Origin of the sequence: Streptomyces sp. NPDC047971 (assembly GCF_040653355.1) — a bacterium.
Lineage (GTDB): Bacteria > Actinomycetota > Actinomycetes > Streptomycetales > Streptomycetaceae > Streptomyces.
Genome location: NZ_JBEZNW010000001.1, coordinates 18,562 through 32,568, shown reverse-complemented (window position 1 = coordinate 32,568; position 14,007 = coordinate 18,562). Strand labels below are relative to the sequence as shown.

The 14,007-nt window shown below is 73.0% G+C and carries 15 protein-coding genes; 9 read left to right on the top strand and 6 right to left on the bottom strand.

What is annotated here, in order from left to right:
- The first annotated feature begins 96 nt into the window (after window positions 1–96).
- Window positions 97–927, top strand: a complete 831-nt coding sequence (locus AB0D99_RS00175; protein WP_362354930.1) for a TIGR02452 family protein — start codon at window positions 97–99, stop codon at window positions 925–927.
- A 4-nt stretch (window positions 928–931) separates the two neighbouring features.
- On the opposite strand, the gene AB0D99_RS00170 is transcribed toward AB0D99_RS00175, so the two are convergent.
- Window positions 932–1,348: a type II toxin-antitoxin system PemK/MazF family toxin gene (locus AB0D99_RS00170; protein WP_362354927.1), complete on the bottom strand. Its 417-nt coding sequence runs from the start codon at window positions 1,346–1,348 to the stop codon at window positions 932–934.
- Window positions 1,349–1,463: 115 nt separating this feature from the next.
- On the opposite strand from AB0D99_RS00170, the gene AB0D99_RS00165 reads away from it, so the two are divergent.
- On the top strand, window positions 1,464–1,625 hold the full coding sequence (locus AB0D99_RS00165; protein ID WP_362354923.1) for a hypothetical protein: 162 nt from the start codon (window positions 1,464–1,466) through the stop codon (window positions 1,623–1,625).
- Between the two features lie 208 nt (window positions 1,626–1,833).
- Here AB0D99_RS00165 and AB0D99_RS00160 read toward each other — a convergent pair whose 3' ends face one another.
- From AB0D99_RS00160 to AB0D99_RS00150, 3 genes are all read right to left on the bottom strand, one after another.
- Window positions 1,834–3,252, bottom strand: coding sequence for an SPFH domain-containing protein (locus AB0D99_RS00160; RefSeq protein WP_362354920.1), 1,419 nt, complete (start codon window positions 3,250–3,252; stop codon window positions 1,834–1,836).
- A gap of 82 nt (window positions 3,253–3,334) precedes the next feature.
- Entirely contained in the window at window positions 3,335–3,553 is a 219-nt protein-coding gene (locus AB0D99_RS00155) for a hypothetical protein (protein WP_362354917.1), read from the bottom strand.
- 14 nt (window positions 3,554–3,567) lie between these two features.
- Complete coding sequence (locus tag AB0D99_RS00150; protein WP_362356004.1) at window positions 3,568–4,275, bottom strand: alpha/beta fold hydrolase; 708 nt, start codon at window positions 4,273–4,275, stop codon at window positions 3,568–3,570.
- 173 nt (window positions 4,276–4,448) lie between these two features.
- Here AB0D99_RS00150 and AB0D99_RS00145 point away from each other — a divergent pair, with 173 nt between their 5' ends.
- The 3 genes from AB0D99_RS00145 to AB0D99_RS00135 all read left to right on the top strand — a co-directional run bounded on the left by AB0D99_RS00145 (window position 4,449) and on the right by AB0D99_RS00135 (window position 7,115).
- Window positions 4,449–5,471, top strand: a complete 1,023-nt coding sequence (locus tag AB0D99_RS00145) for a LacI family DNA-binding transcriptional regulator (RefSeq protein ID WP_362354914.1) — start codon at window positions 4,449–4,451, stop codon at window positions 5,469–5,471.
- A gap of 33 nt (window positions 5,472–5,504) precedes the next feature.
- Entirely contained in the window at window positions 5,505–5,771 is a 267-nt protein-coding gene (locus AB0D99_RS00140) for a hypothetical protein (RefSeq protein WP_362354911.1), read from the top strand.
- A 156-nt stretch (window positions 5,772–5,927) separates the two neighbouring features.
- Entirely contained in the window at window positions 5,928–7,115 is a 1,188-nt protein-coding gene (locus AB0D99_RS00135; RefSeq protein WP_362354908.1) for a thiolase family protein, read from the top strand.
- Between the two features lie 85 nt (window positions 7,116–7,200).
- Here AB0D99_RS00135 and trxA read toward each other — a convergent pair whose 3' ends face one another.
- Window positions 7,201–7,566 carry a thioredoxin gene (trxA, locus tag AB0D99_RS00130; protein ID WP_362354905.1) on the bottom strand — a complete coding sequence of 122 codons (366 nt, stop codon included), beginning with the start codon at window positions 7,564–7,566 and terminating at the stop codon, window positions 7,201–7,203.
- Window positions 7,567–7,763: 197 nt separating this feature from the next.
- Here trxA and AB0D99_RS00125 point away from each other — a divergent pair, with 197 nt between their 5' ends.
- Window positions 7,764–9,215, top strand: coding sequence for an NAD(P)/FAD-dependent oxidoreductase (locus tag AB0D99_RS00125; protein WP_362354902.1), 1,452 nt, complete (start codon window positions 7,764–7,766; stop codon window positions 9,213–9,215).
- A complete protein-coding gene (locus AB0D99_RS00120; RefSeq protein WP_362354900.1) occupies window positions 9,212–10,075 on the top strand; it encodes a 3'-5' exonuclease in 864 nt (287 codons plus the stop codon). The genes AB0D99_RS00125 and AB0D99_RS00120 overlap by 4 nt, the downstream gene beginning before the upstream one ends.
- A 43-nt stretch (window positions 10,076–10,118) precedes the next feature.
- Here the strand turns inward: AB0D99_RS00120 and AB0D99_RS00115 are convergent, their stop codons facing one another.
- Window positions 10,119–10,733: a TetR/AcrR family transcriptional regulator gene (locus tag AB0D99_RS00115; RefSeq protein ID WP_362356001.1), complete on the bottom strand. Its 615-nt coding sequence runs from the start codon at window positions 10,731–10,733 to the stop codon at window positions 10,119–10,121.
- Window positions 10,734–10,874: 141 nt separating this feature from the next.
- On the opposite strand from AB0D99_RS00115, the gene AB0D99_RS00110 reads away from it, so the two are divergent.
- Both AB0D99_RS00110 and AB0D99_RS00105 read left to right on the top strand, forming a co-directional pair.
- Window positions 10,875–12,269 carry a cytosine permease gene (locus AB0D99_RS00110; protein ID WP_362354897.1) on the top strand — a complete coding sequence of 465 codons (1,395 nt, stop codon included), beginning with the start codon at window positions 10,875–10,877 and terminating at the stop codon, window positions 12,267–12,269.
- A gap of 30 nt (window positions 12,270–12,299) precedes the next feature.
- Entirely contained in the window at window positions 12,300–13,964 is a 1,665-nt protein-coding gene (locus AB0D99_RS00105) for an amidohydrolase (RefSeq protein ID WP_362354895.1), read from the top strand.
- Window positions 13,965–14,007 lie beyond the last annotated feature (43 nt).

The following is a 14,007-nucleotide window of genomic DNA, read 5'->3' as shown; positions in this document are numbered from 1 at the left end:
TAAAGCCACGTCCGACCGGCGTGCAAGAGCGCCCCTCCGGCACCCCGGTGAATATCCCGTTGCCCCGGAAGAGCCGATTCGATCAAGCTTGCGTCCATGAGCGCACGACTGCGGGGGATCGCGAAGGAGACCGAGGAGATCGTCGAGAAGGGCCGCTACCGGGCCCCCGGCGGGCGGATGGTCTCGATCGAGGCGGAGCTGAACGCGGCCGTGGCCGGCACCCGGCTCTACGGCCCCGAACCCGTTTCCGTCCCCCTCGCCGAGGACCCCGGCCGGACCACCGCCATCACGGTCACCGACGAGAGCAGCCTCGTCGCCGCGCGCCGGATGACCAGGGCCGACGCCGGCCCGGTGGCCGTCCTGAACTTCGCCTCCGCCCGCAACCCCGGCGGCGGGTACCTCAACGGCGCACAGGCCCAGGAAGAGGCCGTCTGCCGGGCCTCCGCCCTCTACACCACCCTGCTGCGCGCTCCCGAGTACTACGCGCACCACCGCGCGGAGAGGGACGCCTTCTACTCGGACCGCGTGATCCTCTCTCCGGGGGTCCCGGTCTTCCGCGACGACCGCGGCGGGCTTCTGGGCGAGCCGTTCACGGTCGGCTTCCTCACCTCGCCCGCGCCCAACGCGGGGGTGATCCGCCGGCAGACCCCCGAGCTCGCCGACCGTGTCCCCGCCGTGCTCGCGGCCCGCGCCGAACGCGTCCTGGAGACGGCCGTGGCCGGCGGCTACCGGCGGCTCGTCCTCGGCGCCTGGGGCTGCGGCGTCTTCCAGAACGACCCGGCCGAGGTCGCCGCCGCCTTCCGCGCGCTCCTGACGGGCGGAGGCCGCTTCGCGGGCCACTTCGACGAGATCGTCTTCGCGATCCTCGACCGCACCAGGGACCGGACCACGCTCGGAGCCTTCCAGCGGGTGCTGGCGGGCGCCTGACCGGCTACGACCAGCCGTACCGCTCGATCAGGCGCTCCACGACCCGGTCGAAGCGGGACCGGTCCAGGGCGCACGCCTCCCGGCGCATCCCCGTCTCGTGGACCCGCAGCACACGGTCGAGGTCCACCCAGGACTCACGCCGCGCGCTGTCCCAGTCACCGACCCCGATGGCCACCCACTCGCGGTCACCGTCGTGCCGCTTGCTGGACAGCTGCACGGCGAGCAGCGTCCCGGCCTCCTCCCGGGCCACCACGAGCACGGGACGGTCCTTGCCGCGTCCGTCGTTCTCCTCGAAGGGCACCCAGGTCCACACGATCTCCCCGGGGTCCGGGTCGCCGTCGCGGTCGGGGGCGTAGGACGTGCGGACGGGGCCGATCGCCTGCGGGTCGGCCTCGGTCGTGGAGTACGGGAAGGTCGTCACGGGGCCACCGTAGGCCCCCGGCCGGGAGCGTCGTCCCTGACATGCGGTGTTCGCACTCGCGTGCGAGGCTGAAATCGGCCCCAGCGTCCGATTTTCGCTGTCAGGAGGCACGATCGTGGGCAAGAAACAGACCCGGGTGAACCGCGGTGCCCGTACGGGCGGTCACGAGCACAGGACCGAGGCGACGAAGGAACAGACGCCGACCGTACGCGAGACCCCGCGGCCGATCATCGAGCAGGTCTCCCACAAGAAGGAGCGGAAGTTCGGCCACAACTGACTTTCGCACGACCGATCTTCCACCCGCCCGAGCCGTCCCTGCGTGAGGGAGGCCGGACGTGGACGCGCGACCGGGCCCGGCGCCGAGGAGGCGCCGGGCCCGGCCCGTCGTCGTGCGGCCAGTCGTGCGGCCAGTCGTGCGGCCCGTCGTCGTCCGGCCCCGTCGTCGTGCGGCCAAGGGCGACCGGCCGCACGACGCGACCGGGCGGCTACACCCGGTCGTCGCCGACCGGGATCGCCTCCGCCCGGGGCGCGGGCGGCGCCGCGCCGTTCGGCGAGGGAGCGTCCGAGGCCCGGGCGTCCGGACCCATCGTGGCGAGCAGCTGACGGGCCAGACCGAGGCCCGTCCCGCCCATGGTCAGCGCCTTGGCGAACATCTCGGCCATGCCGTCGGCGCCGTTCAGCAGGACCATCTGGTCCACGTTGCCGAAGGCGGAGGCGCCCGCCTCGACGATCTCCGGCCACTTCTCGGCCAGCTGCTGCGCGACCACCGCCTCCTGGTTCTCGGCGAGGGCCGCCGCCCTCGCCTTGATCGACTCGGCCTCGGCGAGACCCTTCGCCCGGGTCGACTCGGCGATCGCGAGCCCCTTCGCCTGCTGGGCCGCCGCCTCCGCCTCACCGGTCAGCCGGGTCGCCGCCGCCTTCGCGGCACTGGCCAGCTCGGTCTCCTTGGCCTCCGCCTGCGCCGCCGAGATCCGGGCGTCGCGCTCGGCGTCGGCCCGCGTCCGGGTCGTGTACGCCTCGGCGTCCGCGGGCTTGCGGACATCCGCCTGGAGCTGTTGCTCCTTCCGGTGCGCCTCCAGCTCGGCGACCCGGGTCTCCTGGACGACGACCTCCTGCCGCGCCCCGGCCTCGGCCAGCGGACCGGCCTGCCGGGCCTTGGCGGAAGCCTGGTCCCGCTCGGCCTGATAGCCGGCCTGCAGGATCTCGCTGTCCCGGGTCGCCTCCGACATGCGGGCCGCGGCCTGCTGTTCGGCCTCCGTCGCCCGCCTGTTGGCCTCCGCCTGCGCGATGCGGGCATCACGCTGGACCGCCGCGGCATGCGGCGCGGCCAGGTTCTTGATGTATCCGGTCGGGTCCTCGATCTCGTGGATCTGCAGCGAGTCGACGATCAGACCCAGCTTCTCCATCTCCGTGCCACAGGCCGAACGGGCCTGTCCGGTCAGCTTCTCCCGGTCACGGATCATGTCCTCCACCGTCAACCCGCCGACGATGGCGCGCAGATGACCGGCGAAGACGATGTGCACCCGCTCCGACATCAGCTTCTGCTGGTCGAGGAAACGACGGGCCGCGTTGGCGATCGACACGAAGTCGTCGCCCACCTTGAAGATCACCACACCCCGGACCTTGAGCGGAATGCCCTGGTGGGTGACGCATTCCACCTGCAGCTGGGTCTCGTTGAGGTCGAGCGAGAGTTTCCGTACCGCCTGGACCCCCGGCAGCACGAGCGTGCCGCGCCCGGTGACGATCCGGAAGCCCATCCCCTCGCCGAGCCCCTCCATCTTGTGGTTGGAGCCGGAGATGATGAGCGCCTCGTTGGGTTCCGCGACGCGCCACATCAGTTTGAACAGTGCGATGAGAACGAGGACGGCGCCGATCGCGCCGCCCACCAGGATGCCGATGCCCATGGGCAGCTCCCCCTTCACCGGAGCCGTGCGGATCCGGTGAAGGGAGTGTGCGCCTCCTCACGGCAGGCGCTCAACGGGTCGGTCAACTGTCGTACGCGGCTGTGACATAGACGGTGCGTGGAGGGAGATGTTCCATGACCATCACGACCGTTCCGGTCTCGATCCGCTCCCGGGGATCGGCGGCACGGGCGAGGAAGTGCTCGGCGCCGCCCCGGATCCGGACGATCACCTCGCCGACGAGGCCGGGCCCGACGGTGCCGGTCACCCGGCCGAGCAATCCCACCATCGAGACGTCGTCCATGACCACACGGTACGTCAGATCCAGCCTTCCAGGGCCGTCATGAACCCGTCGAAGTCGTCCCGGTGGATCGTGTGACCCGCGCCCGCCACCGTACGGAGTTCGAACCCGCGCTCCTTGAGCATCCGCGCCTTGTCGGCGGGGACCACGAAGCTCGGGTCGGCGAGCGTGACCAGGGAGGGGACCGCCGGGGGCCCGGGCCACATGTCCAGGCCGACGACGTCCACCAGACCATGGGCGGTCCGCTCGTCCCAGAGCCGCAGCGTCTCGACCTCGATGTCGAGATCCACCTCCGCCCAGCGGCGGTTGAGGATCCTGATGTGGTCACGGGTGAGCGCCTTGCCCTGGGTGAACATCTCCGGGCGGTAGCCCTCCTCACCGGCCGGCAGGTGCCATGCCGGGTCGGAGTAGACCGCGCGGCGCGGCGCGAGCCGGTCCACGGCGGTCGCGAGGGCGAGTGCGCCGAGCGAGTGGCCGAGCGCCAACTCGATCCCGGCGGGAAGGTTCTCGACGAGGTCGTCGGCGTAGTCCGACGGGCGGTAGCCGCCGGGGCCCTCGGCGCGCGGACTCAGGCCGTGACCGCGCAGATCCACGGCGATCACCCGGTAGCCGCGTTCGGCCAGGGCCGGTCCGACCTGCCGCCAGGTGCGGTGGTCGGCCATGATGCCGTGGACCAGCAGCGCGATGCGGTCACCGGATCCCCAGGTGGTGGAGTTGAGTCGCACGTCGATGCCTCTCGGTGTCGTCTTCTCGTCTTCGGCGCGGGTACGGATCGGGCGCACGGCGAGCGCGCCGAGCACCGACAGTACGGCGGCGACGAGGCGCGGCGGGGTGCGGTACCCGGTTCCGGCCATCCGCCGTTCCCCGGGCAGGACCGGTCTGGAAGGATGCCGGAGCGATGAGCCAGTCACCCAGACAGTCCGCCGGACGTGCCGTCCCGACCAGTGCCGACGTCGCCCGCCTCGCGGGCGTGTCCAGAGCGACCGTGTCGTACGTGCTCAACAACACCGAGGCCGTGCGGATCAGCGAGCCGACGCGCCGGCGGGTGCGGGAGGCGGCGGAGGAGCTCGGCTACGTGCCCCACGCCGCGGCCCGCAGCCTGCGCGCCGGTCACAGCCGGATGGTTCTGTTGCCGACCGCGCGGGTGCCGGTCGGCCCGCTCTACGGCACCTTCCTCAACGAACTCCAGTGGGCGCTGCGCCGACTCGACTACACCGTGGTGCAGTACGGCAGTCTCGGTCTGGACGGGGACGAGGCCGCCCGTGCCTGGGCGGAGCTCCGTCCGGTCGCGGTGGTCTCCTTCGGCGAGGTCGAGCTGACCCCGAACGGTGTGGAGATCCTCAAGCGCTCCGGCGCGAAGGCCGTGATCACCGTCGGCCCGCGGCGGGTCGAAGGAACGCACGCGCTGGTGATGGACCAGGGGAGGGTCGGGCGCGTCGCCACCGAGCACCTGGTCGGGCGCGGCAGGCGCCGGATCGGCGTGGTGGTTCCCGAGGAGCCGGGTCTGGAGATGTTCTCGGGGCCGCGGCTCGACGGCGCCCGCCAGGCGGTGGCGGGAACGGACGCCGTCGTCGTACCCCTGCCGCTGCGGTACGAGGAGGAGTCGGCGAACGAGCTCGCCGGGAGGTGGCGCGCGCTCGGGCTCGACGCCGTCTTCGCCTACAACGACGAGTACGCGATGCTGCTGATGCGCGCCCTGCAGGACGCCGGGGTCCTCGTCCCCGAGGAGACGGCGGTCGTCGGCTGCGACGATCTGCTGCTCGGGCGGCTGCTGCGGCCCCGGCTGACCACGGTCCGGATCGACATGGTGATCGGCCGGCGCCTCGCCGAGCTCGTCGACGGCGCGGTCCGCGATCCGGAGGGCACCCCGGAGGCGAGGGACCTGATGGCCTCGCAGCTCGTGCCCCGGGAGTCCGGCTGAGCGCTCGGGGCCGTGGCGGCTTAGCGTCGAGGCATGAGCACCTTTCCGAGGCGTTTCGAGATCCTTCTCGTTCCCGAGCACGTGGAGGACCGGGGCGGAGCGTCCGTCGAGGACAGCGCGGTCCGCTCGGCGGTCGTCGAGGCCACCGGCCGGACCGGGGCCACCGGGTACCCGCGCTACGAGGGACACGGCCTGGCGGCGGACATCGACCCCGAGACACGCACGGTCGAGGCGCTTTTGGTCGACGGCCGCGAGCTGGACTACGGACTGACGGCGCTGATCCGGCACACCACGGGGTAGCGCCCGCGGGGCCCGGCGGCGTCGGTTCGTCCACCACGCGTCACGGGGGTGCGACCGTTGACAGGAGGCGCCGCCCGACGGAGACTCGCCGCGCAAGGCGCTGAAGGAAAATTCACCAGGCGAACGCTTCACCGCAGGTCACGTGGGAGAGAACCGATGAGCATCCGCGACGTCTACATCGTCGACGCCGTCCGCACGCCGATCGGCAAGTTCGGGGGCGCGCTCTCCTCCGTACGGCCCGACGACCTCGCCGCGCACGTGGTCAAGGCGCTCGTCGACCGTACGCCCGATCTCGACCCGGCCCGGATCGACGACGTCTGCTTCGGGGACGCCAACGGCGCGGGCGAGGACAACCGGGACGTGGCCCGCATGGCCGTCCTGCTCGCCGGGCTCCCCACCTCCGTGCCGGGCGTCACGGTGAACCGCCTCTGCGGATCGGGTCTCGAGGCGGTCATCCAGGCCGCCCGCGCCATCGCGCTCGGCGACGCCTCCGTGGCGATCGCCGGCGGCGTCGAGTCGATGTCCCGCGCCCCCTGGGTCCTGCAGAAGCCGGAGCGCGCCTTCCCGGCCGGTCACCAGCAACTGCACTCCACGACGCTGGGCTGGCGCATGACCAACCCGCGGATGCCCGCCGAATGGACCGTCTCGCTCGGCGAGGGCGCGGAGCTCGTCGCCGACAAGCACGGCATCACCCGCGAGCAGCAGGACGCGTTCGCCCTGGCCAGTCACCAGAAGGCCGCCGCCGCGTGGGGCAAGGGGCTCTACGACGGCGAGGTCGTGCCGTACGGGGACGTGGACCTCGCCCGTGACGAGTGCATCCGCGACACCACCTCGATCGAGGCCCTCGCCAAGCTGAAGCCTTCGTTCCGCCGCGAGGGCGGCACCGTGACCGCGGGGAACGCCTCGCCGCTCAACGACGGCGCCGCCGCCCTGCTCCTGGTCGACGAGGAGGGGCTGCGGGAGACCGGGCGCGAGCCGCTGGCGCGCGTCCGCGCCTCCGCCGTCACGGGGATCGAGCCCCAGCTCTTCGGGCTCGGACCGGTCGAGGCGGTCCGGCGCGCGCTCGGGAAGTCCGGACGCTCCTTCGACGACCTGACGACCTTCGAGCTGAACGAGGCGTTCGCCGCCCAGTCGCTCGGCTGCCTCGCCGAGTGGCCGGAACTCGACCCCGAGATCGTCAACCCGCGCGGCGGCGCCATCGCCATCGGCCATCCGCTGGGCGCCTCCGGAGCGAGGCTCGCCGGCTCGGTGGCCCACCAGCTCGCCGCGGCGGGCTCGGGCACCGGCCTCGCCGCGCTGTGCATCGGCGTCGGCCAGGGACTGGCCCTGGTCCTGGAGCGCTGATCCGGGGCGGTCGGACGCGCGCGTCCGCCGGGGAACGCCGAAAGGGGCGGTACGGGATCACCCGTACCGCCCCCGCGGATCCCCGCTACTGCTGCTTCGCGTCCTCGATGGACTTGCGCACCTCGTCCATGTCGAGCTTGCGCGCCTGACCGATCACGTCCTCCAGAGCGGCCTCCGGCAGAGCGCCGGGCTGTGCGAACACGGCCACGTTGTCGCGCACGATCATCAGCGTCGGGATCGACCGGATCTCGAACGCGGCGGCCAGCTCCTGCTGCGCCTCGGTGTCGACCTTGGCGAACACCAGGTCCTCGTGCCGCTCCGACGCCGCCTCGAAGACCGGCGCGAACTGACGGCACGGACCGCACCAGGAAGCCCAGAAGTCGATCAGAAGGAAGTCGTTGTCGCTCACGATCTGGTCGAAGTTTTCCTTGGTGAGCTCAACAGTGCTCATGCTCTCTACCTCTCCGGGTCTCCTGGCGGGTGTCCCTCACGGTCCCCTGGGGACTCGCCCCGCACAACGGCGTATCGAGCCGCGCTATTCCGCGCTCGCTCCGCGCTGTCCGGCGCGTGCACGGCTCTCCTTCCGAGCGTGCACGGCCGCGCCTTCCCCTGTGGCCCCGGCGCACACCTGCCAGCAGACTGGGGCCCATGACACATGAGGTGGAGCACGAGTACGACGTGGTCGTCCTGGGGGCGGGCCCGGTCGGCGAGAACGTGGTGGACCGGGCCCGGGCGGCCGGACTGAGCGTGGCGGTCGTGGAGAGCGAACTGGTCGGCGGCGAGTGCTCGTACTGGGCGTGCATGCCCAGCAAGACGCTGCTCCGCCCGGCCATCGCGCGCTCCGACGCCCGCAAGGTGCCGGGGCTGCGCCAGCTGGTCCAAGGGCCGCTGGACGCGGCTGCCGTGCTCGCGCACCGCGACTACTACGTCTCCGACTGGAAGGACGACGGCGCCGTCCGCTGGCTCGACTCCACCGGCGCCCGGCTCCACCGCGGCCACGGCAGGCTGCGGGGCGCCCGCAAGGTCGCCGTGGAGGGACCCGAGGGCGAGCACCACCTCCTCACCGCCCGGCACGCCGTCGCCGTCTGCACCGGGACCCGTGCCGCGCTGCCCGATCTGCCCGGGCTGACCGGGGCCAGGCCCTGGACCAGCCGCGAGGCCACCAGCTCCCACCACGTACCCGGCCGGCTGATCGTGGTCGGCGGGGGAGTCGTCGCCGCGGAGATGGCGACCGCCTGGCAGGCCCTCGGCTCCCAGGTGACGGTCCTGGTGCGCGGCAAGGGGCTGTTGCCCCGGATGGAGCCGTTCGTCGGCGAGCACGTCGCGGACGCCCTCACCGAACGCGGCGCGGACATCCGGACCGGCGTCGACGTCGCCGCCGTCGTACGGGACGGGAGTACGGGCCCGGTCACCGTGGTCCTGGAGGGCGGCGACCGGGTGGAGGGCGACGAGGTCCTTTTCGCCACCGGCCGGCGCCCGCGCACCGACGACATCGGACTGGAGACCGTCGGCCTGGAGCCGGGCTCCTGGCTGCAGGTGGACGACACGCTCCGCGTCACCGGCAGCGACTGGCTGTACGCCGTCGGAGACGTCAACCACCGCGTCCTGATGACCCATCAGGGCAAGTACCAGGCCCGGATCGCCGGAGCCGCCATCGTCGCCCGCGCCGCCGGGGCCGAGGTCTCGGAGACCGAACGCTGGGGCGCGCACACGGCCACCGCCGACCACGCGGCCGTGCCGCAGGTCGTCTTCACCGACCCCGAGGGCGCCTCGGTCGGCCTCTCCCTCGCCGAGGCCGAACGCGCCGGACACCGGGTCCGCGCCGTCGACCTCGACCTCTCGGGCGTGGCGGGCGCGGGCCTGTACGCGGACGGCTACCGCGGCCATGCCCGCATGGTCGTCGACCTGGACCGCGAGACCGTCCTCGGCGTCACCTTCGTGGGACCCGGCATCGGCGAACTGCTCCACTCGGCGACCGTCGCCGTCGCGGGAGAGGTCCCCATCGGGCGGCTCTGGCACGCCGTCCCCGCGTACCCGACGCTGAGCGAGGCGTGGCTGCGGCTCCTGGAGGCGTACCGGGACGGTGCGGGGACGTCGTGACCCCCGGGGCCCCCGACCTCGCCAACGACCACGACGGGCCCTGCGCCGTCTGCGGAGCGGTCGTGCCGGCCGGCGCCGGAGTGCTCAGGCACGGTCCGGCCGGCGGCTGGCAGGTCTTCCACCCCGGGCACGTACCGGAGCCCGCGCCGCCGCCCCGGCAGGATCTGCCGGGCTGGCACCGGCGCCGGCTCCTGGCCCTGGACATCACGACCACCGGATACCGGGCGGGCGTCGACAGGATCCTCACCGCGGCGGTGCGCGGGAGCGACGGCGCCACCGGAGACTGGATCATGGATCCCGGCTCCGATGTCCCGCCCCCGGCGCTCGGCACGCCCTCCGGCGCCGCCCGCGAGCGCGCCACGGCGGAGGGCAGGCCCGCCGCCCGGGCCCTGGACGAGCTGGCCGCCCTGGTCGCCGGCCATCTCGCGGCGAACGAGATCCTCGTCGTCTGGTTCGCCCCCTACGTCCTGACCATGCTCCACGCCGAACTGCTCCGCCACGGCGTGCCCACGCTGCCCGACCGCCTCCCGCACGGCGTGGCACCCGTCTGCGACCCCCTGGTCCTGGACCGCCACGCCGACCGCTACCGCCCCGGCTCCCGCTCCCTGCGGGCCGTCACCGCCTGGTACGGCGTCCCGCACGCGCATCCCGGGGAGGCCGCGTCCGACGCGGAGGCCACGCTGGAACTGGCCCAGGTCCTCGCCTCCTCGTACCCGGCGGTCGCCCGGCTCTCGCGCCCCGCGCTGCACACCGAGCAGATCCGCTGGAACGCCGAGCAGTCCCGCCGCCACCCCGACGCGCCGGAGTGGCCGTTCGCCGCGGTCGAGCCGCTGCCCTGGGCGGACCCGCCGGCCGCCTGACCGCCCCGTCCGCCCGGACCTCCGGTCGCCGAACGTCCCCGCCTCAGGCCCTCGGGATCAGCAGGTCCGCCGCCGCCCGGGCCGCCTCCAGGGCGGGGCGGGCGTCCGTTCCGGAATCCTCGCCGAGGACCACGCGCGTGCTCAGTCCGTCCAGGAGTGCGAGGAGTTCGGAGGCGCGGGCCGTGATGCCGGCCGCGTCCATCGGCGCGAACCGGGCCTGGGCCACGCCCTTGGCGAGCAGCGCCTCCAGGTCCTCCTGCCAGCCGCGGTCCAGCTCCCGCTGGGCTTCGCGCAGGGCTTCGTTCCCCGGCGTGCGGGGCCAGAGCTCGATCCAGAGGGTCCAGCGCGGATCGCGCGGGCCGCGCGGGAGGTAGAGCCGCAGGAACAGGTCGAGCTTGCGTTCCGCCGTCAGCCGCCGCGCGAGCAGCGCCCGGCGCTCCTCGGCGAGGGCGGCCTCGCTCCAGCGCAGCACGGCGAGGAGCAGCAGGTCCTTGCTGCCGAAGTAGTACAGGATGTGGCCACCGCTCGTGCCCAGGCGTTCGGCCAGCGCCGACATGGTCAGCGAAGCGAGCCCGCCCTCGCCGATGGCCGCCATGGCCTCCTCGAGCATCCGTTCCTGGGCGATGTGCCCGTCCCGCCGCCGCGCTGCCCCTGCCACCCGCTCCGCCTCCGTCACCCCTGGCCCGATGGTCACGACTTTAACCGGGGGCCCGCAGGGTCTTGACGCGGCGGACCCCTCTCCCACATCTTGAATGCCATTCTAAGTTCTAGAACGGCATTCAAAGTCTGGGGAGTGCGCATGGTGCAGATGGAGACAGCGGCGGACGTCCGCCGCGACCAGGTCTTCCAGGTCGAGGGCCACGGAATCGACCCCATTCCGGACGCCGAACGCCACGGAAGCGCCAAGGACGTCTTCTGGCTCTGGTTCGGCTCCAACCTCACCTTCACCTATGTGATCAACGGAGCTCTCGCCGTCGCCTTCGGGCTCTCCTTCTGGCAGGCCACCGCGGTCGTCGTCCTCGGCGGGCTCTCCTTCTTCGTGATCGGCGCCGCCGGACTGAGCGGCGTCCGCACCGGCACCGCCACCCTCGTCATATCCCGAGCGGCCTTCGGCGTCCGCGGCAACTGGCCCGCCGGGCTGCTCAACTGGGTCGTCAGCATCGGCTACACCATCGTCAACACGGTCGTCGGCACCCTCGCCCTCGACGCCCTCTTCGCCGACCTCGGCTGGAGCGGCGGCCAGACCTCACGCGCCGCGGCCCTGTTCGTCACCCTGGCGCTGACCTTCGCCGTCGCCCTGTGGGGCCACGCGACCGTCCAGTTCGCCGAGCGCTGGATGGCCTACGCCCTCGCCCTGGGCTTCGCGGGGCTGCTGGTGTTCGTGCTCCCCGGCGCGGACACGGCCGTACCGGCCGAGGGGCCCGGCGCCGCCGGCTGGAGCCTCGCCTTCGTCGTCATGCTCGCGGGCCCCTTCTCGTACCTCCCGATGCCCGCCGACTACACCCGCTACCTGCCCCGGACCACCTCGCTCAAGGCCCTGACCTGGAGCGGCGCGCTCGGTGGCTTCCTCTCCTCGGTCGCCCTGGGCGTCGCGGGCGTGGCCGCCGCGACCCAGGCCGACATGACGGACGCGGTCGCCGGTGCCGAAGGGCTGCTCCCGGGCTGGTTCCAGCCGCTCTTCCTCGCCCTGATCCTCGGCGGCTCCGTCACCAACTCGATCATCACGCTCTACTCCTCCAGCCTGAACCTCCAGGTCCTCGGCATCCCGTGGAGCCGCGCCCGCGCCATCGTGATCAGCGCCGCCGTCACCGCCCTCGGCTCCCTCGGCGCCCTCTTCCTCACCGACTTCACCACCTCGCTCCTCGCGTTCCTCTCCCTCCTGATCATCGTCTTCGCCCCCTGGGGCGGTGTCTTCCTCGCCGACATGGTCCTGCGCCGCTGCGCCTACGACTCCGCCGCCCTGCACGCGGGCCCGGACGGCGGCTACTGGTACCGCTCCGGCTGGCACCCGGCCGGGATCGCCGCCCTGCTCGCCGGGATGGTCTTCGCCGCCCTCACCTGCGACTCGGAGCTTTGGACCGGTCCGCTCGTCGCCCCGCTCGGCGGCGCCGACCTCACCCTCCTCGGCGCGGTCGTCTCCGCGGTCGTCTACGTCCTCCTCGCCCGCCGCGACGTCACCCCGGCGCGGCCGTAACACCCCTGAAAGAAGCTGGAGTCCGTACCCATGAACAGCAGCACCACCCCCGCCGATCTCGTCGTCACCCGGGCCAGGGTCCACACCGTCGACCCCGGCCGGCCCGAGGCCGAAGCGCTCGCCGTGCGCGACGGACGGATCGTCTGGCTCGGCGCGGACGCCGACGCGGCCGTCTGGGTCGGACCCGACACCCGGATCATCGACGCGGGGGGCCGGCTCGTCCTGCCCGGGTTCATCGACGCCCACAACCACGTACGCCTGGGATCCGACGACGCCTGCGTCCAGCTCGCCGGCGCCCGCACCCTCGACGAGATCCACCAGCGGATCCGCGCCTGGCACACGGACCACCCCGACGCCCCCTGGATCGAGGCCGAGGCGTTCGACTACTCGGCGATCCCCGGCGGCCGGATGCCGACGGCCGCCGATCTCGACCCCGTCACCGGTGACACCCCCGCACTCGTCCTCAGCTACGACGTGCACACCGCCTGGCTCAACACCGCCGCCCTGAGCCGTCTCGGCATCGACCGGGACCATGTCGACGTGCCGTTCGGCACCGCCGTGACGGACCCCGAGACCGGCGAACCCACCGGGTTCGTCACGGACTTCGCGATCAAGGGGCTCTCCCGCGCGGGCCACCGCGCACTGCGCGAACTCGGCGTGCCGTGGGCCGCGCCGGACCGCCAGTACGGCCGGCTGGCCAAGAGCCTCGACGACGCCGTCGGCTACGGCATCACCACCGTCGTCGAACCCCAGAACTCCCTCGACGACCTCGCCCTCTTCGAGCGCGCCCGCGCCGAGGGACGGCTCCGCTCCCGGATCGTCGCCGCGCTCTTCCACCCGCGCGGCACCACCGAGGGCGACCTCGACGAGTTCGCCGCCGCGGCAAGGAAGTTCGACGACGAACGCTTCCGCGTCGGCCCGCTCAAGCTGTACATCGACGACGTCGTCGAGCCCCGCACGGCCGCCCTCCTCGAACCGTACGCCGGGTGCGGACACCACCGCGGCGACACGTTCTACCCGCCGGAGGAGTTCGCCGACCTGCTCACGGCGCTCGACGCGCGCGGCTTCCAGTGCTTCGTGCATGCCACCGGCGACCGCGGCATCCGCACGGTCCTCGACGCCGTCGCCCGCGCCCGCGCCGTCAACGGAGAGCGCGACGCCCGCCATCAGGTCGTCCACGTCGAGTGCCTCGACCCCGCCGACACCCCGCGCTTCGCCGAGCTCGGTGTGGTCGCCTGCATGCAGCCCCGGCACGCGGCGCCCGACATCGCGGGCCCGGGCCAGGACTGGGCGGAGAACATCGGCCCCGACCGCTGGCACAAGGCGTGGCCCCTGCGCAGCCTCCATGCCGCGGGAGCCGTCCTCGCCCTCTCCAGCGACTGGAACGTCGCCGAGATGGATCCGATGGTCGGGATCTACACGGCGGTCACCCGCCGGCCGCTCCACGGCGGCGGCGAGCCCTGGACCCCGGAGGAGACGATCGACGTCGCCACCGCCGTCGAGGGCTACACGATGGGTTCGGCGTACGCCAACTTCCTCGACGACGAGCGCGGATCGCTGAGCGTCGGCAAGCTGGCCGACTTCGTGGTCCTCTCCCGCGACATCCTCCGCGTCGACCCGGAACTGATTCCGGGAACGGTGGCCGAGACCGTCGTCGTGGGCGGCGAGATCGTCCATACGGCCGCGGACCGCTGAGGCACGCGGCGGCCCTCCCGGAACGGAGGGCCGCCGCACGCCG